Origin of the sequence: Myxococcus sp. AB025B (genome assembly GCF_006518215.1) — a bacterium.
Taxonomy (GTDB): domain Bacteria; phylum Myxococcota; class Myxococcia; order Myxococcales; family Myxococcaceae; genus Myxococcus; species Myxococcus fulvus.
The window spans coordinates 31,515-49,190 of sequence record NZ_SRLW01000032.1 but is presented as its reverse complement, the minus strand read 5'-3'; the positions used below and the strand labels follow the sequence as shown (position 1 = coordinate 49,190).

At 70.0% G+C, this 17,676-nt stretch carries 15 protein-coding genes; 8 read left to right on the top strand and 7 right to left on the bottom strand.

The genetic code is table 11. From position 1 onward, the window contains the following. Positions 1 to 178 precede the first annotated feature (178 nt). From FL311_RS07860 to FL311_RS07840, 5 genes are all read right to left on the bottom strand, one after another. Complete coding sequence (locus tag FL311_RS07860) at positions 179 to 1,408, bottom strand: DNA cytosine methyltransferase (RefSeq protein WP_141324313.1); 1,230 nt, start codon at positions 1,406 to 1,408, stop codon at positions 179 to 181. An 85-nt stretch (positions 1,409 to 1,493) separates the two neighbouring features. Then, positions 1,494 to 1,937, bottom strand: coding sequence for a very short patch repair endonuclease (locus FL311_RS46250; RefSeq protein WP_141324312.1), 444 nt, complete (start codon positions 1,935 to 1,937; stop codon positions 1,494 to 1,496). Positions 1,938 to 1,969: 32 nt separating this feature from the next. After that, positions 1,970 to 3,166 carry a cupin-like domain-containing protein gene (locus FL311_RS07850; protein ID WP_194869104.1) on the bottom strand — a complete coding sequence of 399 codons (1,197 nt, stop codon included), beginning with the start codon at positions 3,164 to 3,166 and terminating at the stop codon, positions 1,970 to 1,972. A gap of 63 nt (positions 3,167 to 3,229) precedes the next feature. Beyond that, the gene (locus FL311_RS07845) at positions 3,230 to 4,174 is read right to left on the bottom strand and encodes an SDR family oxidoreductase (RefSeq protein ID WP_141324310.1); all 945 of its coding nucleotides are present in this window, start codon (positions 4,172 to 4,174) and stop codon (positions 3,230 to 3,232) included. Continuing rightward, on the bottom strand, positions 4,171 to 4,992 hold the full coding sequence (locus FL311_RS07840) for a lysophospholipid acyltransferase family protein (RefSeq protein ID WP_141324309.1): 822 nt from the start codon (positions 4,990 to 4,992) through the stop codon (positions 4,171 to 4,173). Before FL311_RS07840 ends, FL311_RS07845 begins: the two co-directional genes overlap by 4 nt. 100 nt (positions 4,993 to 5,092) lie before the next feature. On the opposite strand from FL311_RS07840, the gene FL311_RS07835 reads away from it, so the two are divergent. The 5 genes from FL311_RS07835 (at position 5,093) to FL311_RS07815 (ending at position 10,618) form a co-directional block, all read left to right on the top strand. Then, positions 5,093 to 6,043 carry an ABC transporter ATP-binding protein gene (locus FL311_RS07835; RefSeq protein ID WP_141324308.1) on the top strand — a complete coding sequence of 317 codons (951 nt, stop codon included), beginning with the start codon at positions 5,093 to 5,095 and terminating at the stop codon, positions 6,041 to 6,043. Next, on the top strand, positions 6,043 to 7,071 hold the full coding sequence (locus tag FL311_RS07830; protein WP_141324315.1) for an ABC transporter permease: 1,029 nt from the start codon (positions 6,043 to 6,045) through the stop codon (positions 7,069 to 7,071). The genes FL311_RS07835 and FL311_RS07830 overlap by 1 nt, the downstream gene beginning before the upstream one ends. 10 nt (positions 7,072 to 7,081) lie before the next feature. After that, on the top strand, positions 7,082 to 8,569 hold the full coding sequence (locus FL311_RS07825) for a class I SAM-dependent methyltransferase (RefSeq protein ID WP_141324307.1): 1,488 nt from the start codon (positions 7,082 to 7,084) through the stop codon (positions 8,567 to 8,569). Between the two features lie 21 nt (positions 8,570 to 8,590). Beyond that, positions 8,591 to 9,757 carry a pyridoxal phosphate-dependent aminotransferase gene (locus FL311_RS07820; RefSeq protein ID WP_141324306.1) on the top strand — a complete coding sequence of 389 codons (1,167 nt, stop codon included), beginning with the start codon at positions 8,591 to 8,593 and terminating at the stop codon, positions 9,755 to 9,757. A 177-nt stretch (positions 9,758 to 9,934) separates the two neighbouring features. Beyond that, a complete protein-coding gene (locus FL311_RS07815; protein ID WP_141324305.1) occupies positions 9,935 to 10,618 on the top strand; it encodes a LysM domain-containing protein in 684 nt (227 codons plus the stop codon). Between the two features lie 138 nt (positions 10,619 to 10,756). Here the strand turns inward: FL311_RS07815 and FL311_RS07810 are convergent, their stop codons facing one another. Beyond that, complete coding sequence (locus FL311_RS07810) at positions 10,757 to 11,725, bottom strand: fatty acid desaturase (RefSeq protein ID WP_141324304.1); 969 nt, start codon at positions 11,723 to 11,725, stop codon at positions 10,757 to 10,759. Between the two features lie 114 nt (positions 11,726 to 11,839). Beyond that, positions 11,840 to 13,330 (bottom strand): class I SAM-dependent methyltransferase, encoded by a 1,491-nt coding sequence (locus FL311_RS07805; protein WP_141324303.1) that lies wholly within the window; start codon positions 13,328 to 13,330, stop codon positions 11,840 to 11,842. Positions 13,331 to 13,496: 166 nt separating this feature from the next. On the opposite strand from FL311_RS07805, the gene FL311_RS07800 reads away from it, so the two are divergent. From FL311_RS07800 to FL311_RS07790, 3 genes are read left to right on the top strand one after another with little or no spacing between them, the layout of a single operon-like run. Next, entirely contained in the window at positions 13,497 to 15,542 is a 2,046-nt protein-coding gene (locus tag FL311_RS07800) for an FtsX-like permease family protein (protein ID WP_228556743.1), read from the top strand. A gap of 4 nt (positions 15,543 to 15,546) precedes the next feature. Continuing rightward, positions 15,547 to 16,851, top strand: a complete 1,305-nt coding sequence (locus tag FL311_RS07795) for an ABC transporter permease (RefSeq protein ID WP_141324301.1) — start codon at positions 15,547 to 15,549, stop codon at positions 16,849 to 16,851. Then, positions 16,851 to 17,669 carry an outer membrane lipoprotein-sorting protein gene (locus FL311_RS07790; RefSeq protein ID WP_141324300.1) on the top strand — a complete coding sequence of 273 codons (819 nt, stop codon included), beginning with the start codon at positions 16,851 to 16,853 and terminating at the stop codon, positions 17,667 to 17,669. The genes FL311_RS07795 and FL311_RS07790 overlap by 1 nt, the downstream gene beginning before the upstream one ends. Positions 17,670 to 17,676 lie beyond the last annotated feature (7 nt).

Below are 17,676 nucleotides of genomic sequence, written 5' to 3'. Positions count from 1 at the left end.
GACGACCGCCGCTACCTCGATATGTCCCTGCTGAAGTCAAACTCAGACACCGCTGCATGACCCCGCCAAGGAGCATTCCTCCCCCGAACCCCCTCCGAACCAACTACACACGATTCGGGACTTGACCCGGGGGGCCCTTTTCGGATCCTCACCGGACTGGGACTCTCGGGATTAAGCCTTAGGCGTGGTGTCTCCTTGGAGCCTGTAGTTCGGATCCTTGGTGCTCCTGAACCGGCTGCGTGGATGTGAGCTTGGACGCAACACTGCTCGCCACCACCGCAGCGAGTCCCACTGGCACCGCGTTCCCGAGCTGGCGCATGACCTCGGACCAAGCGCCTTCAAATCGCCAAGCGTCCGGGAACGTCTGCATCCTCGCAGCCTCCCGGACGGTAAGGTAGCGTACGGAGCCATCCTCGAAGGCGATCATGTTCTCGCCGCCAGGTACGCCATGCACGCCCGCCTTGAGGGTCTTTGACGGCATGTCGATCGGGCTCCCCGTGTGCCCGGGGTAAACCTTGGCTCCCGACATGAGCTTGTGGTTCGTGAAGCCCTTCGCGTCCCTGTCCGCGCGAGGCTCGGGCATGTCCGCGATGGTATCCCGGATGGTGACCCAAGGCTTCGTCGTGATGGGAGGGCCGTTCTCCAAATCGCGCATGCGTACGCCGCTGAGTGAGAAAGACCTACTCGAAGCCGGGCGCCGAATCCCATGGCGCTTCCAGTACTCGCCCGTGACGTACTTGTCCCAGATGAGGGCGTCCTCGCTGTGCGTGGGCTCGGGAAAGTGCCACTCCAAGCCGGTATCCGCGCGGAAGCCCACGATGAAAACGCGCTCCCGCTGTTGCGGCACGCCATAGTTGGCGGAGTTCAAGAGTTGAGCGACGACGTTGTACTTGACCCCCTGGAACCGGCCTTTCGTGTGGACATCCTCCAGTCGGGCCCGATGCTCTGGCCAGTCCTCCGTCCGCTTCTTCGTGATGGTCGGGTACGTCAGGTGCAACTTGATGTACTCGAAGTAGTTCTGGAAGCTCGCCCGGAGCAGGCCCTTCACGTTCTCGAGAATGAAGGCTCGTGGCTGGAGCTCGCGCACGGCGCGTACGAACTCGGGGAACATGTTGCGTGCGTCATCTTGTGCGCGATGCTTCCCTCCCAGGCTGAAGGGCTGGCAAGGCGCTCCACCCGCCACGAGGTCCACGTCTCCACTCCCGAACCTGTCAAAGGAAAGGAGGCGGATGTCGGTATGGTGGATTCTCCAGTCATCGATGCCGGGAACCGAGTTGGCGCGCGCGTTGTTGCGCAGAGTGTCGCAAGCGTCCTCGTCCCACTCGACGAGTCCTCGATGGCGGAATCCGGCTTGGTGCGTGCCCAGGGCCAGTCCACCCGCTCCGGTGAACAGCTCGATGGAGTTCATGGGGGGCGTATCCATGTCGTTCCCGGCCTCGAAGTGCAAGGGGGTTTTGGTCGGGGCGCGGGCAACCGTGCGCCCGCCTCGCGTCTCACGGAGGAGGGATCGCATCCAGTTTCGGAGACGTGTCCAGAAACTCGCGGACGATTTCGCGCAAGGCGTCCTCGTCGCGCAGCTGGCACTCCCAGATAACGAGTGCCGACCAACCTAGATTCCGAAGCTCCTCGAGTTTTCGCATATCGCGTGCGCGGTTCCCCTCCAGCTTGGGTATCCAAAAATCGAGCCGGGATTTAGGCGTGCGCGCGAGAGGACAGCTCGGCTGTGGGTGTCGATGCCAGAAGCATCCGTGAACGAAGATCGCCTTCTTCTTTCCGGGGAATGCAAGGTCCGGGCGGCCAGGAACTTTCTTGTACTGGAGTCGATACCGATATCCCATTCCCGAGATAAGGCGGCGGACACGCAGCTCTGGTTTCGTGTCCCGATTGCGCACTCGGGACATTCGCTCGCTGCGTTCCTTGGGACTCAGCGTATCCATGCTCGAATCGGCTCAAGGCGTGAGGTGCACCACTACCTCGGAGCCGGGTCCCCCGCGGGCAGCGCCATCACATCTGGCATCTCCGCCAGCATGTTGGCGTTGGGATAGAGCGTGAGCTGTCCCGCTTGTCGCTCGATGAGCCCCGCGAGCCCGCCGGCCGTCTCCTCGAACGGCGCCCCATGCGTCTGGAAGGCGAACGCCTCCCACAGCCGCGCCACGTGCTCACGCCATGAGCCCGGCAGCTTCTGGAACGTCACCCGCGCCTGCTCCGCCAGCGCCGAGGACTCCGAGACCTCCTCCCCCGCGAACACCCGACGGCGGAACAGCTCCCGCTCCCGGTTCCGCTCCTGGGGCGTCGCCTTCGCCAGCGCGCGGATGCCCGCCGACAGGTCCTTCCACAGCTCCAGCGTCGCCGTGGACGGAATCGTGGTGATGAAGCTGTTCACCATGACATGCATCGCCCCGAAGGACTCCACGTGGTGCCACCAGAAGGGCGGAATCAGCAGCGCCTCCCCGGGCTCCACCACCGCCACGCACGCGTGCTCCATCGCCGTGCGAAACCGGGGGAAGCGCTCCAGGTCCAGGTTCAACAGGTGCACGGGCGTCGTGGGCGCCCCGCCGCCCAGCACGTCCAGCGGCGCGTGGTACAGGTTCGCAAGCTGCTCCGGCGGGAACATCGTCACCCGCTTGGTGCCCTCGAACATGCAGATGAAGTTGATGCAGTCGTCGTAGTGCAGGTTCACCACCTGCCCGTCCGAGCCCACCCAGAACTTGCTCTCCACCCCCAGCGGGTCGCTGAACGACAGGAAGTCGAACCGCAGCTTCTCGCGCACGTGGGACTGCTCGAGCATCCCGTTCTGCATGTACACGTACTCGCCCGTGCGCACCGCCGCCTTCAGCCGGTCCGCGAAGTCCGCGAAGCTGCCCTGCTCGGGCATCACCGCCACGCCCCCCTCCGCGTCGCTCACCACCAGCTTGGGCCGGTAGTGCCCGCCCGACTCCGGAGGCAACACGCAGAAGTAATGCTGCGGCCGCTCCCCCAGCTGCGCCTCCAGCACCGCGAGCTTCCCGTCCAACGTCCCCTGCGCGCGGAACGCGTCCAGCGCCCCCGAGGCGTCCAGGAGCCCCCGGACGATGACCGGCTCACGGTAGTGCCACTCCCGCAGCTCCTCGAGCGACGGGCGCTCCAACCTGCGGACCGGCCTGGCGGAAAAGGGCAGGGGCTTCATCGGCATGGGGCTCCAACTCGCGGCACGAGGGAGCCCTCACGCTACCACGTCCACGCGGGGGCCCTAGATGAGCCCCCCGGACACGGGCGGCGGCGCCGCTTCACGGTAGATGCGCAGCGTGTCCGCCACGCTGTGCCGGTACTCGAACCCCGTCGCCTCCAGGAAGCGCCGGTTGTCCACCACGATGGGATAGCGCAGGTGATCCAGCGCCCCCACCGACAGGCGCGGGAAGCCCGCCCGCCCCAGCAGGAACGACAACACCTGCGCCGGCAGCGGCACCGCCGTGCGCCGCGTCTCGCGCACGATGACCGACAGCGGAATCGGCGGAGGCCCGGCCACGTTGAAGATGCCCCGGATCTTCTTCTCCAGCGCCAGCTGCAGCGCCGTCACCACATCCTCCTCCTGGAGCACGTGGAACAGCGGGTCATAGCCGAGCACCAGCGGCACCCGTCGCCCCTTGAGGAACGAGGCCAGCGTCCCCGTGCCCGGCGCGCCCAGCGTGTACGGCAGCCGCAGCACCGCCGTCGTCACCTCGGGCAGGCGCCACAGCGCCGTCGCGGCGTACAGGTCCGCGGCCACCAGGTCCGCCAGCTCCGGGATGGCCTCCAGCGCGCGCGGCGGCTCGTCCTCGGAGTGGTACAGCGGCGAGTCCGGCGCCGCGCCATAGAAGGTGTGCCGCCCGACGAAGAGCAGCTGCTTCACGCCGTGCGTCGCGCAGTGGTCGAACACCGCCTTGGTGCCGTCCAGGTTGATGCGCCCGCGCTCCGCGCCCGGCACCGTGAAGGCCGTGACGGTGGCCATGTGCACCACCGCGTCCGGACGCCAGCGGCGGAAGACGTCCTCGGCCACGCGCTTGCGCACATCGCCGCGGAACACCTGGATGTCCGCCTCCTGGGCCGTGTCCCAGGGGCGGATGTCCACCCCCGCCACCTCGTGGCCCGCCCGCTTCAACCGCAGCGCCAGCTTGCGCGCGATTCCTCCGGAGATACCCGGGATGAGCACCCTCATGGCAGCAGCTTTCTGGCCAGCCCGCGGTGCTGTCGCCCCGCCCGGCCGCGCTCGATGAGACCCGCGATGCGCTCCTTCACCTTCGCCACATACCCCTCGATGACGTGGTCCTCCTCGTCCCCGGTGCCCCGGAAGACGAGCGGCTCGCCATAGTGGATCTCCAGCCGCACCGGCAGCGGCACCGGCAGCAGGTACGGCGTCAGCGGCACGTACGGCACCCCCAGCAGCCTGCCCAGCGTGTACGCGTTGAACACCGTGGGGATGGCCGAGCCGCCCCCCAGGAACGCGAACGGGATGATGGGCGAGCGCGTCTGGAGCGCCAGCCGCACGAAGCCCGTGCCGAAGTCCACCAGCGAGTAGCGGTCCGGGAACAGCTTCGCCGTGCCGCGCGCGCCCTCGGGGAAAATCATGAGCAGCCGGTCGTCCTCGAGCAGCCGCCGCGCGTGCTCGGGCAGGCCGGTGAACTGGCCGGTGCGGCTGGCCCACAGCGAGGAGACGGGGAACTTGTGGAGGAAGCGCTCCACCATGCCCTGGGCGAGCCGGGGCGGGTCCATCTCCAGCAGGGTGGACGTCAGCACCATGGCGCCGTCCACGGCCACGCCGCCCGAGTGGTTGCCCACGAGCATGCCCCGGCCCCGGGCGGGGATGTGCTCGATGCCGTGGCAGCGCACCCGGAAGTAGTACCGGTAGATGAGCGCGAAGACGCGCAGCGCATCCCTCACGTGCTTCCGGGAGATTCCGTACGGGTCCACGCCGTACTCGTTGAACGGCAACTCCAGCCGGTCAACCCGCGCATCCAATCCGTCGCTCAGGGCCACGGCGGCGGACCGTAGCACCCCCGGACGCGGCCCGCCGCATTCCACGCGCGCGCCGTTGGGCCCCGGCCCGCCTTGGGCCATACTGCCGCCCACTCCCCCCATGACATCCCCAGACGAGCTCGCCATCGAGGTGAAGGGACTGGTCAAGCGCTTCGGCGACATCACCGCCGTGGACGGCATCGACCTGGACATCCGACGCGGCGAATGTGTCGGCCTGCTCGGCCCCAACGGCGCCGGCAAGACGACCACCGTCGAGATTCTCGAGGGCCTCCAGGAGCCGACCTCCGGTCATGTACGGCTGCTCGGGCTGGACTGGAGGCGCGACGCGACGAGGCTTCGCCAGCGCATCGGCCTGACGCTCCAGGAGACGAAGCTGGTGGAGCAGCTCACGGTGGAGGAGACGGTGCGGCTGTTCGCGTCCTTCTATCCGCGCCCGCTGCCGCTCGAGGAGCTGATTGGCATGGTGCAGCTGGGCGAGAAGCGGCACGCCCGGGTGGGCAAGCTGTCGGGCGGCCAGCGGCAGCGGCTGGCCCTGGCGCTGGGGCTGGCGGGAGACCCGGACCTGCTCTTCCTGGACGAGCCGACCACGGGCCTGGACCCGCAGTCGCGCCGGGCCCTGTGGGACGTGGTGGCGACGCTCAAGGCCAAGGGGCGCACCGTGGTGCTGACGACGCACTACATGGACGAGGCGGAGGTGCTCTGCGACCGGCTGGTCATCATCGACCGGGGGCGCGTCATCAGCCGGGGCACGCCCGGGGACATCGTCGCGTCGCTGGGGGCCGAGCAGGTCATCGAGCTGGAGGCGGAGCCGTCGCTCGACCTGGGGCGGCTGTCGCCCCTGTCCACCGTCGTCTCCGCGCGGCGTCACGCGGACCGGCTGTCCCTGCGGGTGAGGGCGCTGCACGAGGCGCTGCCGTCGGTGCTTCGCGAGGTGGAGGCGTCCGGCGCGAAGCTCAAGCACCTGTCCACGCGGCGGCCCACGTTGGATGACGTGTTCATCGGATTGACGGGGCGCTCGCTGCGCGAGGGCCACGAGGAGAAGGCGGCGTGATGGGCTCGCTGGGTGAGCTGGTGTTGATGCGCCTGCGGGTGCTGTGGCGGCAGCCCGAGGTGCTGTTCTGGACGTTCGTCTTCCCCATCGTCACCACGCTGGTGCTGGGGCTGGCCTTCCGCAACGAGTCGCTCGGGCCCGTGCGCGTCGCCATCGCGCAAGGCGAAGGGGCCACCGAGCTCTCCGCCCGGCTCGCGGGCACGCCGGAGCTGGAGGTGGAGACGCTGGAGCTCCTCGAGGCGCGCCGGCAGCTCGCCCGGGGGCGCGTGATGCTGGTGCTGGTGCCCGGCACGCCGGAGCCCGAGGCGCTGGTGGACCCCAGCCAGGCGGAGGGGAGGACGGCGCGGCTGCTCGTCATGCAGGCCCTGTCGCGCGCGCCGGATGCGCCTCGGCTGGAGGCGGTGCGGACGACGCCGGTGTCGGAGCCGGGCAATCGCTACATCGACTTCCTCATCCCGGGCCTCCTGGGGATGTCGTTGATGTCCTCCAGCCTGTGGGCGCTGGCGGTGCCGCTGGTGTCCATGCGCGGCGGCAAGCTGCTCAAGCGACTGGCAGGCACGCCGATGTCGCGCACGCACTTCTTCCTGGCCTTCTTGCTGGGGCGCACGGCCTTCGCGGTGCTGGAGGTCGCCTTCTTCTGCGCCTTCGCGCGCTGGCTCTTCGGGGTGCCGATGTTCGGCAGCTACGTCGCGCTGCTGGGCATGGGGTTGATGGGCGCCATGTGCTTCGCCTCGCTGGCGCTGCTGGTGTCCATCCGCGCGCACAACGAGGAAGCGGTGGGCGGGCTGGTCAACCTGGTGTCCATGCCGATGCTGTTCCTGTCCGGCGTCTTCTTCGCGTCGGACAACTTCCCGGGCTGGTTGCAGCCGGTCATCCACGCGCTGCCGCTGACGGCGCTCAACGACTCGCTGCGCGCCATCATGCTGGAGGGGACGTCGTTGCTGGCGCTGGGCCCGGCCATGTGGGTGCTCGTGGCCTGGACGGTGCTCCCCCTGGTGGTCGCGCTGCGCTGGTTCCGCTGGGTCTGAAGGAGAGTCCATGTCGAAGCCTCCCGCGTCGCCCGCCTTCGTGCAGCAGCTCAACTTCCTCGGCCGTGACGCGAGCAACGAGTCGGCGGCGCTCCAGGCCGCGTTCTCGCTCGGGCTGTTCGGACAGCTCTCCGCGGGGCCGGGCGCGTGGCCCCTGTCCTTGGACTCGCTGGCCGAGCACCTGGGCGCGAATCGCCGCGGGGTCCGCGCCATCCTCGAGCCGCTGGTGGGCCTGGGCTTCGTGTTGTTCCAGGAGGGCCAGGGGTATCTGCTCGCGGAGGACACGGCCGCGTTCCTCGCGGATGCGTCGTTCCGTGCGCGGCTGCGGGCGGTGCCGGACTGGTGGCACGTGGTGGCGAAGCTGCCCGAGGCGGTGCGCACCGGCGCCGCGGTGGACGGGCGGGATTTGCTGGGGTGGTTCCGCGCCCTGTTCCTGGAGCCGTCGCCTGCCGCGCCCAACGCGCGGGCCGAGGAGTTCTTCGACCGGTACGCGCGCAACTTCGCGCGCACGCAGGCGCTGGTGACCGCCGCGGAGCTGGGGTTGCTCACGCGGCTGGTGGAGACCGCGACGCCTCGCGACGTGCTCGCCGCCGGGTTGAAGGTGCACCCGGAGGGGCTGGGCGTGCTCCTGGGCGTGCTCGCCTCGCTGGGCGTGGCGCGGGAGGAGGCGGGGCGCTGGTCCTTCACGGAGGCGGCGGCGCGGATGCTCGACGCCACGAGCCTGCCGTACTTCCAGCGCGCGCTGCCGGCGACCATGGCGTACTGGGAGGCCTTCGGGCATCTGGGGGAGGCCGTGCGTGAGCAGCGCTTCCGCCTGGACCTGCGGGACCCGGAGACGGCGCGCCGCATCTACCAGGAGAACGCCTCGCGCATCTCCGGCATCTTCGGCTCGCACCTCCGGCTGAGCCGCAAGGCGGCGGAGCTGGTGGGGCAGATGCGCTCGCTCGCTGGCGCGCGGGTGCTGGACGTGGGCACGGGCTCGGGCGTGTGGGGCGCGGCCTTCGGGCTCGCGGCGCCCACGACGCACGTGACGTACCTGGACTCGGTGCACGTGCTGGACGCGGTGCGCCCGCACCTGACGAAGCTGAAGCTGGAGGCGCGCTCGCGGCTGTGGGAGGGGGACTGCCTCTCGGTGGACTACGGCGAGGCGGAGTACGACGTCATCCTCCTGCCGCAGATCATCCCCGCGCTGCCGCCCGATGCGCTGCCCGGCTTCTTCGCGAAGCTCGCGCGGGCGCTCAAGCCCGGCGGACTGCTCCTCATCTCCGGCTATCTCTTGACGGACCGCCGCGATGGGCCGCTCGACGCGCTCTACTTCGCGCTGCGGCGCTACGTGTCCAATGAAGGGGACGTGCTGTCCCTGCCGGAGTTCCAGGCGCTGCTCTCGCCGGTGGGCCTCACCGCGGCGCGAGCGTTCGACATGCCCATCCAGCAGGTGGTGGTGGCGCACCGCGGGGATGTCGCCTGGCCCGAAGTCGCCGCCGTGCCGGCCGCCTGAGTCCTCACATCCGGAGTCGAGATGGAACCGCTGCGCTCATTCTTCATGGAGGACTACCTGGAGGGCTCGCGGTTCACCGCGCGCTACAACCTGGGGGAGTCCGGAGGCCGTCCCGTCACCGTGGGCGAGCTCTTGACGGGCTCGGGGGTGAGCCCCGACGAGGCCTCGGCCGTCTTCCTGTCCACGCTGCTGCGCGACAGCCCCAACTGGGGACGCGCGGACCTGCGCGACCTGGTCGCCGCGATGCACCCGGGCGCCACGCGGGAGAACGTGCTCATCACCACGGGCACCAGCGAGGCGCTGCTGCTGCTGTTTCGACAGCTGCGTCCGCGCAAGGTGGCGCTGGCGTGGCCCGCGTTCCAGCTCCTCTATGAGCTGCCCATGCAGCAGGGCGCGCAGGTGGTGCGGCTGCCCGTGCGCTGGGACGAGCGGGGCCGGCCGTCCATCGACGCGGGCGACTGGGCGGCGCGGCTGGAGCGCGAGCGCCCCGACGTGGTCATCCTCAACACGCCCCACAATCCGAGCGGCCTCGTGCTGGACGCGGGCCTCTTGGACACCGTGGCGAAGTGGGCGGACGCGAACGGGGCCACGGTGGTGGGCGACGAGCACTACCGCTTCCTGTCCTCCGAGGACGCGGTGCTGGGGGCCACGGTGTATCGGCCGGGCACGCGCTCGTTCGTGACGGGCTCGTTCATCAAGTGCCTGGGCTGTCCGGGGCTGCGCATCGGCTGGTGCGTGGGCGACACGGCGATGCTGGCGCGGATGCAGAACGAGAAGAACTACACGACGCACACGGTGAACCCGGTGACGGAGTGGATTTCGTACGAGGTGCTCAAGGACCTGCACAGCCCCGCGCTGAAGCGGGCGCGCGAGGACTGGCTCCAGAACCGGCGCACCCTGGCTGCGTTCCTGGAGCGCTCGCGGGGCGTGTACGGCACCGCGCCCCAAGGGGGCCTCGTCACCTGCATCGGCGTGAAGGGGGCCCTGGAGCCCGCGGCCTTCACCTCGCGGCTGGAGGCCCTGGCGGCGGAGGGCGTCTTCGTCCTGCCGCTGAGCGCCATGGAGGTGGGAGATCCAAACGGCAGCCACCCGCTGGAACGGGGCCACGGCTTCCGGCTGGGACTGGGCGCCGAGCCCGCCCATTTCGCGGAAGCGCTCGCGGTGATTGAGCGCGCCACCGCGCCGTGAACCCTCTCGGAGTGAATACGCGCGGAGATTTGTCACTCTCCGTCTGGAAATCTCTCGCGGAGACGGGGGCTGCTCTACAGCCCGGGTAGAAATCTCACAATTTTGTAAACAGGCAGAGAATTGCGGGGCGATCAGCAACTCAGCCAGGGGAACCCCGAGAATAGGGCAGGAGCTTTTATGGCCAACTACCGGATCAATCCTCGTGAGCGCCGTACGACCCCCAAGGACTACGTGATTCAGCGTGGCGACACGCTCACGAAGCTGGCGGCTCGGTTCGGCACCACCGTCGACAAGCTGGCGCGCGACAACAACATCGCGAACAAGGACCTCATCTTCACGGGCGCGTCCCTGAAGGTGGGCTACTCCGGCAAGGACACCTTCGAGCCGAGCGGCTCGCGTCAGGGCCTCCGCGGCGGTGGTCGTCCGACGGGCGGCCAGGACGTGGGCGGTCCCACGGGCGTGGGTCCCAGCAGCGCGTCGTCGGGCATGTCCCGGCTGGCGGATGCCGCGCGCCGCGCCGCGATGGGCATGGGCGGCTACAACAGCCAGGGCCTGTGCGCCACGGGCGTCAGCCGCGCCATCCGCGATGCGTACGGCATCGGCGTGTCCGGCAACGGCAATCAGATCGACAACAACCTGCCGCGCGACAAGTTCAAGCAGGTCAACATGTCGCTGGAGGAGGCGCTGAAGATTCCGGGCCTCGTCCTCACGTGGGAGAGCACCTCCACGCGCCTGGGCAGCATCTACGGCCACACCGCCATCACCCTGGGCGACGGCCACTCGTCCGCGAGCGACTTCATCGAGCGCAACACGACGAACAGCGGCCGCACCGGCTTCAAGGTGTTCATGCCCATCGAGTAACGTCCGGCCCACACCGGCGATGCTCCAGAAAGCCTCGGTCCCTTCAGGGGGCCGGGGCTTTTGCGTTCCGGCGTGACGCCTGGAACCAGGGGCCCCGGAGCGGTGAGGCCCTCGGGGCTCGCTGCGCCCTCGGCTTCGCTACCGCAGCAGCGCGGAGAAGGAGTGGTCCCTGGCCGAGTAGTCCGCGTCCTCGAGCAGCAGCTGGTGCACGCGGCCCTGGAACGCGGTGGGGACGGCGGGGAACAGGTGGTGCGTCAGGTGGTACTGGTCATGCCGGGGGAAGAGCACCCGGTTGAGCCAGCCCCACGCGAAGATGTGATTGCGCGATCGGTGGAACTCATCCGCCGAGCCGATGACCCCCGCGTGGTCCACCGCGTCCGACCAGTAGCGAATCACCTGGTACGGCACCACGTACGGCACCACGTAGAAGAGGGCGAACGCCTTCCAGCCGATGCCCCACTGCGCCAGCGCCGCGAGCCCCGCGATGAAGCCCCACCGCGCGAGCGTCACCATCCACGGGTCCGCGCGGTGGAAGAGCACCGGCTTGAGGAAGGCGGGCAGGTGCATCAGCGTCAGCGGCCGCAGCAGGTGGTCCTTCACGAACGGCCGGTCGGCCTCCGCGAAGCCGAAGCGGCGCCGGGGCGCGAAGTCCAAATCCTTCTGCGCATCCCCCAGGTGCAGGTGGTGCGTGAAGTGCTCGCGCGTGTACGGCTCCAGCGCCGTCCAGTCGATGATGGCCAGCACATGGCCGAGCGCGCGGTTGCGGCGCTTGCCGCGCACGAACATGCCGTGACAGGCCTCGTGCAGCATGTTGCCCAGCGCGCGGAAGCGGGTGCCGATGAAGAAGGCCACCAGCGGGTAGAGCCCCCAGCCGGCCCAGGGATGTATCGCCAGCAGGCTCGCGCACCCGAGCGCCGCGCCCGCGCCGAGACCGATGTGAAACAGCAGGTGTCCAACCCCGCCCGGCAGCGAATGCGAGTGATAGCCCAGCGAAGCCACCCGTCGGGCGAACCGTCCCCGGAGCTTCGCGGCGATGGACCCGCCCCGCTCGCCCGTCTCGGGTGAGGTCTGGGGGCCAGGGCTGTCGAGCTGCGGCGCTGCGCGCATCAGGACCTTTCAGGGGTCTTGCTCGAACGCGGGGGGAATCGGAACGGTAGTCGGGGTGAAGCACCGCGAGCAAGCAAGGGGCGGTGAAATCCCTCCGTGTGACGCGGCGCGTGCTCAGTCCGCCAGTCGGGAGGGCAGGGCCACCCCGGGCCGGGCCGCCAGAATCATCTCCTGCGTGGGCAGCGGGATGCAGACGGACGAGGACAACCCCACCGCCTGCAGGAGCTGTCCGTACTCGGAGGCGGACAGCAGATCCCCCTCGTTGGTCATGAACCGCCGCAGGCCGAAGTACAGGTGGTCCAGCGGACCGTCGCGCCGCTCGTTCAAGACATACTCGGCGATGAGCAGCACCCCGTCCGGCTTGAGCGCCCGGGCCACGCGCGCGAACAGGCCGGGCAGGCTCTCCGGCCTGAGCACGTTCAAGACCTGGGGAAGGATGATGACGTCGAAGGCCGCCTCGCCGAAGTCGTGGGTGAACAAATCCCCCGGCCAGAAGCGCGCGCGGTCCGCCACCTGGAGCCGCGCCAGGTTCGTCTTCACCTGCTCCAGCACCACGCCCTGGTCGAAGTAGGTGACGTGGGTGGTGGGCGTCGCGCGAGCGAAGGCCGCGCCCCACACGCCCGAGCCCGTGCCGATGTCCAGCACCGCCGCGCCCTCCAGCGGGTGCGCCTTCGCGAGCGTGGTGACCGCCTTGCGGCTGAGCTGGAAGTGCGACGCGAACACCGCGGTGATCTGATTGGAGTTGTCCGCGTAGAAGCGCCGGCTCACCTCCGGGTCCTTCAGGTCCAGGATGAAGCGCTCCTCGCGCACCGTCTCGTCCAGCCGGCCCAGCGCCTCGGTGTACTGCGCGGACACGCTGAGCGAGCGCACCAGGTACGCCAGCGCCTTGCCCTCGAGGAGCCGCTTCGCCTCCGTGCTCAGCCCGAAGGTCTCGCCCTCGCGCGTCACCAGCCCCAGCGCCTCCAGCACCTCCACCACGACGCGCAGCCCCGTCGTGCTCAGGTACGTGGCCGCGCCCAGCTCCGGCATCGTGCGCGGCGCGGACGCGAGCAGCTCCAAGAGGCCCAGCCTCCCCGCGGTGATGAGCACCTGCGTGCGCGCGCCGCTCCGGGCGAAGCGGTCGAAGAAGTCCTCCGCGCTCCCAGGTACTGCCTCGGCGCGCGTGTCCTCCAGGAACAGCGCGCGGTAGTGCCCGAGCACGTCCCAGCGCTGGCCCTCGTGCTCCACGGGCTCGCCCCGCTTCACCGCCTCGTCGAGCAGGGACAGGGGCCCCCACCAGGGCAGCTCGGCGCGCAGCCGCTCGAGAAAGGAGGCGTCGCGCAGGAACGTCGCGGCATGACGCGCCAGGGCGAAGTGGCGCGTGTCATCCAGGGAGGCGTAGCCCAGGCAGACGAGCAGCTCGAGCAGGGCTCGCAGCCCGCGAGGCGAGGACTTCGTCGCGGTGGCCAGGGCATCGAGCGAACACGCGGTGGTGGTGCCCTCCACCGGCAGTGCGTCGAAGAGGCCCAGGCGGAGCGAGGCGCGCAGGAGCGCGGACTCGTTCGCGGCGTTGCGTGCCCAGAAGTGGACCGACTGCGCGAGGGAGGGGCTGGGGGTGGCCGACATGCACTCGCAGCTTGGTCCGGTCGTCTCGCGTCGCGCAACCCGGCGGGGCGCATCGCTTGTATCGCCCGGGTGGGTTCTCTATCGTCGGGGGCTCCACGTCCGGTCGAGGACGCCCGCCCGCCCCGCTGGGGCGAGGGTGCAGGGTCCGCATCGCGAGGAGTCTCCATTGACGTTGCTGTCCTTCGCGCTTCAGAGCGTCGTGGCCCGGCCTCGGAGCTGGGTGGTCGCATTGCTGGCGCTCGGCTCCGCGCTGCTGCTCGCGTTGGGGCTCGCGATGGTGGCCGGCATCTCCGAGGGCACCCAGCGCAGCGTCATCGAGAGCGGCGCGGGGCACTTCCTCGTCTACAACTCCCAGTCCGCCGAGAAGGCCGTGGTGGTGACGGGCCCCACGGGCGCGCCGGTGCTGATGCCGCTGCCCGACTACCCGTCACTCGAGACCCGGTTGCGACAGACACCGGGTGTCCAGGACGTGGTGCCGCTCGAGGTGGGCATGGCCGCGACGTTCCGCGGCAACTACCTGGACGACAAGCTCTCCACCGCGCGCGCCGTGGCCCGTCAGCCTCCCTCGCCCGAGCGCGACGCGCGGCTCTCGCGGCTGGCCACCGATTTGGAGCGCACGCTGCGCGACGTGGCGCGCGACGCGGACCGTCAGACGGAGGCCTTCCTCACCGCCGACGAGGCGCGCATGGACCGCGCGGCGCTGGAGGAGACGACGAAGCCCGCGTTCTGGGAGCGCTTCCGCGCCGAGCCCCTGGTGGCGCTCGAGTACCTGGAGAACCACGTCGCCCGGCAGGTGGGCGAGGGCGAGTCCATCGACATCGAGTACCTGGGCAGCGACCTGTCCCAGTTCGCCCGCGCCTTCCCGCGCTTCGAGATGGTGACGGGCACGCTGCCGCCGGAGGGACACCGGGGGCTGCTCTTGGGCCACGGCCTCTACGAGCAGCGCTTCAAGCTGCCGGTGGCGGCGCGGCTGGATGAGCTGAAGCGGGAGCTGGACCGGGGCGCGCTGCTCGCGGAGGACGAGCGCCTGCGCACGCTGGTGGAGCGCGCCTCGGCGGAGCTGCCGGACCTGCTGGCCCGCGTGGACGCGGAGCGCTCCGATGCCGCGCGCGCGGTGCTCCAGCGTGTCCTGGGGCACGCGGGGGAGCCGGAGGCCCTGTGGCGCGAGTTCCTGCAACTGGACGACGGAAACTTCGCCGCCCGTCACCAGGTCTTCTACGCGGAGCTGGCGCCCCTGCTGCCGCTGTACCGTGTGAAGCCCGGGGACACGGTGGTGCTCAAGGGGTTGGACTCGCTCGTCAACGGCGTGCCGCTCAAGGTGTGGGGCACGTATCGCTTCCGGGGACTTGGCGGGGACACCAGCCGCGTCAACACGCTGAGCCTGATGGACCTGGTCAGCGCGCGCTACCTGTCCGGACGCCTGTCGCCGGACATGGTGGAGGAGGCGAAGCGCGATGCCCAGTCGCTGGGGCTCGACTTCCTGTCGGAGGCGGAGGTGGACCAGCTCAAGCCGGCCACGGTGGTGGAGGTGGAGACGGTGCCCGCGCGCGCGACGGACATCCCCGACTTCCCGCGCGCCCGCGCCTGGCCGGACACCTTCTCCGCGACGGAGCTGCGCGGAGGCAGCGTGCTCCAGGCCGCGGTGGTGGTGGCGCCGGACGCGGACCCCGCGCGGGTGGCCGAGGTCGTGGTGCAAGAGGGCACGAGCGCCTCGGCGCCGCTGGCCACGGTGGACTGGGAGGCCGCGGGCGGCTTCATCAGCGGCGTGGTGGGCATGACGCGGGTGGTGCTGCTGGCCTTCTCGGTGATGCTGTGCCTGTTCGTGGTGCTGGTCTCCGCGGGCACGCTGCTGCTGCTCGCGCAGGAGCGCGTGGGCGAGGTGGGGACGATGCGCGCGGTGGGCATGCAGCGGCGGGACGTGCTCGGCTCGCTCTTGATGGAGGGGCTCCTGTTGGGAGGCCTGGGCGCGGGCGTGGGCATGGCGCTCTCGGCGCTGCTGCTGTTCGGGTCCATGGGGGATGGCATCCTGGTCACCGACGAGGCGCTCCAGTTCTTCATGGGCGGCCCCGTGTTGATGCCCCGGCTGTCGTGGGGGCAGGGCCTGGGGGTGTGGCTGGGCGTGGTGGGCGTGGTGGTGGTGGCGTCGCTGGTGCCCGCGTGGCGGGGCAGCGCGGTGCCGCCCGCGGTGGCGATGCGAAAGAGGGAGGACTGAGGCGATGTTCTCCCTTCTGCATCTGGCGCTGCGAAACCTCTTCGCCCACCGGGAGCGGGTGCTCCTGCTGCTGGGCATCACCGCCGCGGCCAGCGGCGTCATCGTCGCCGTGTCGTCGCTGGCGGCCGGAGTGGCCACGGCCCAGCGCGAGGCCGTCACCACGTTCCTTACCGGCGACCTCAACGTGGGCGGCTTCTTCAAGGTCCACCCGGACTCGATTGCGCCGGTGGTGGGTGACGCCGGCAAGGTGCGCGGCGTGCTGGAGCCCCAGGTGCCGCAAGGCTGCTACCTGCGGGAGCGGGGCCGCAGCTTCGCGCTCGCGGGCGCGGGGCGCCGTCGCACGGGCTCCTTCCTGGTGGGCATGGACGTCGCGAGCGAGAAGGACTCCCTGGCCCGCTTCCGCGTGGCGTCCGGCCGGCTGGAGGACCTCGCGCGGCCGCGCACCCTGGCCGTGTCCACCACGCTGGCCGAGCGGCTCCAGGTGAAGACGGGAGACCTGGCCACGCTCTTCGCGCAGCCGGTGGGCGGAGGCCGTCGCAACGCGCTGGACGTGGAGGTGGTGGCCATCACCGAGAAGGCGGGCCTGCTGGGTGAGTCCGCCGGCCTGCTCGTCTCCAACGAGACGCTGCGGGAGCTGGACGGCTTCAAGCCGGGCTCGGCGGGTGTGCTCCAGGTGGTGTGCGGTGACACGCCGGTGGACGTGGACGCGCTGGGCACGTCGCTGCGCGACTCCCTGCGCGGCGCGGGCTTCGACGTGCTGCCCGCCGCGAACCAGTCCTACGCGGAGAAGCAGATGCTGCTTTTGCGCGAGGGCTGGCGGGGCCAGAAGCTGGACGTCAGCACGTGGGAGGACGAGTCCTCGTTCATGTCCTTCGTCACGCTGGGCCTCACGGCGCTGGCGGTGCTGGTGAGCCTGGTGGTGCTGGTGCTGGTGGTGATTGGCCTCTTCGTCGCGCTCAGCGTCGCGGTGCGGGAGCGCACGCGGGAGATTGGCACCCTGCGCGCCATGGGCATGCAGCGCCGGAGCGTGGTGGCCCTCTTCATGACGGAGGGGCTGCTCCTGGGCTTCGTGGGCTCCGCGCTGGGGGTGGTGGTGTCCTCGGTGCTGTGCGTGACCTTGCGCGGCGCGGTGCCCTTGCACGAAGAGATCGCCAACCTGTTCTTCAGTGGCACCTTGCCCCTGACGCCCAACGTGGGCCTGTGCGTCCTCGCCGTGGTGCTCGTCACCGTGGGCGCGGGGATTGCCACCTTCATTCCGGCGGCGCGTGCCGCCTCGCTGACACCTCGGTCCGCCATGGAGTCCCTGTGATGCAGACATCCATCCGCCGTCTCGCCGTGATGTTCGCCCTGTCGCTCGCGCCCCTGGCCCCGGCGGCGCAGAAGGAAGAGAAGCCCGCAGAGCCGAAGGCCGCGGAGTCCAAGGCCGCCGTGTCCGCCGAGGAGGTCATCCGGCGGGTGGATGCGCGCATGGCGCTCAAGAGCGACTTCAAGAGCACGGTGCGCCTGCGCGAGAAGCGCAAGGACGGCACCGAGGCGCTGCTGGAGATGCTGGTGTTCCGCCGGGACTCGTCGAAGGACCTGCTCATCTACATCACCAAGCCGCGCAACATGGCGGGTGGCGGCTACCTGCGCATCGGCCGCAACCTGTGGGAGTACGACCCGTCCGTGGGTCACTGGCAGCGGACCACCTCGCGCGGCAACATCGTCAACACCATCTCCTGCGAGGAGGACTTCGACCGCTCGCACCTCTTGGAGACCTACGAGGTGCAGGACGAGGGTGAGGAGACGGCGGCGGGCACGAAGTTCCGCAAGCTGTTCCTCAAGGTGCGCCCGGGCATGGAGGCGTCCTTCCCGCAGCTGCGTGTCTGGGTGGACCCCGACTACAACATCGTCAAGCGCGTGGGCTACGCGCCCTCGGGCCGGACGCTTCGCACCGACGTCATCCGCGGCTACCAGAAGATTCTGGACCCGGCCGCGGACAACCGGCCGGTGTACCTGATGCGCGAGGTGCTCGAGGTGGAGGAGGCCGAGGGCACGCAGCTCACCGTGCGCTACGACGAGGTGGAGCTGGCGCCGCTCAGCCCCAACATCTTCACCAAGACGTGGCTGGAGGGCCGCTTCCGCTAACGCGGCC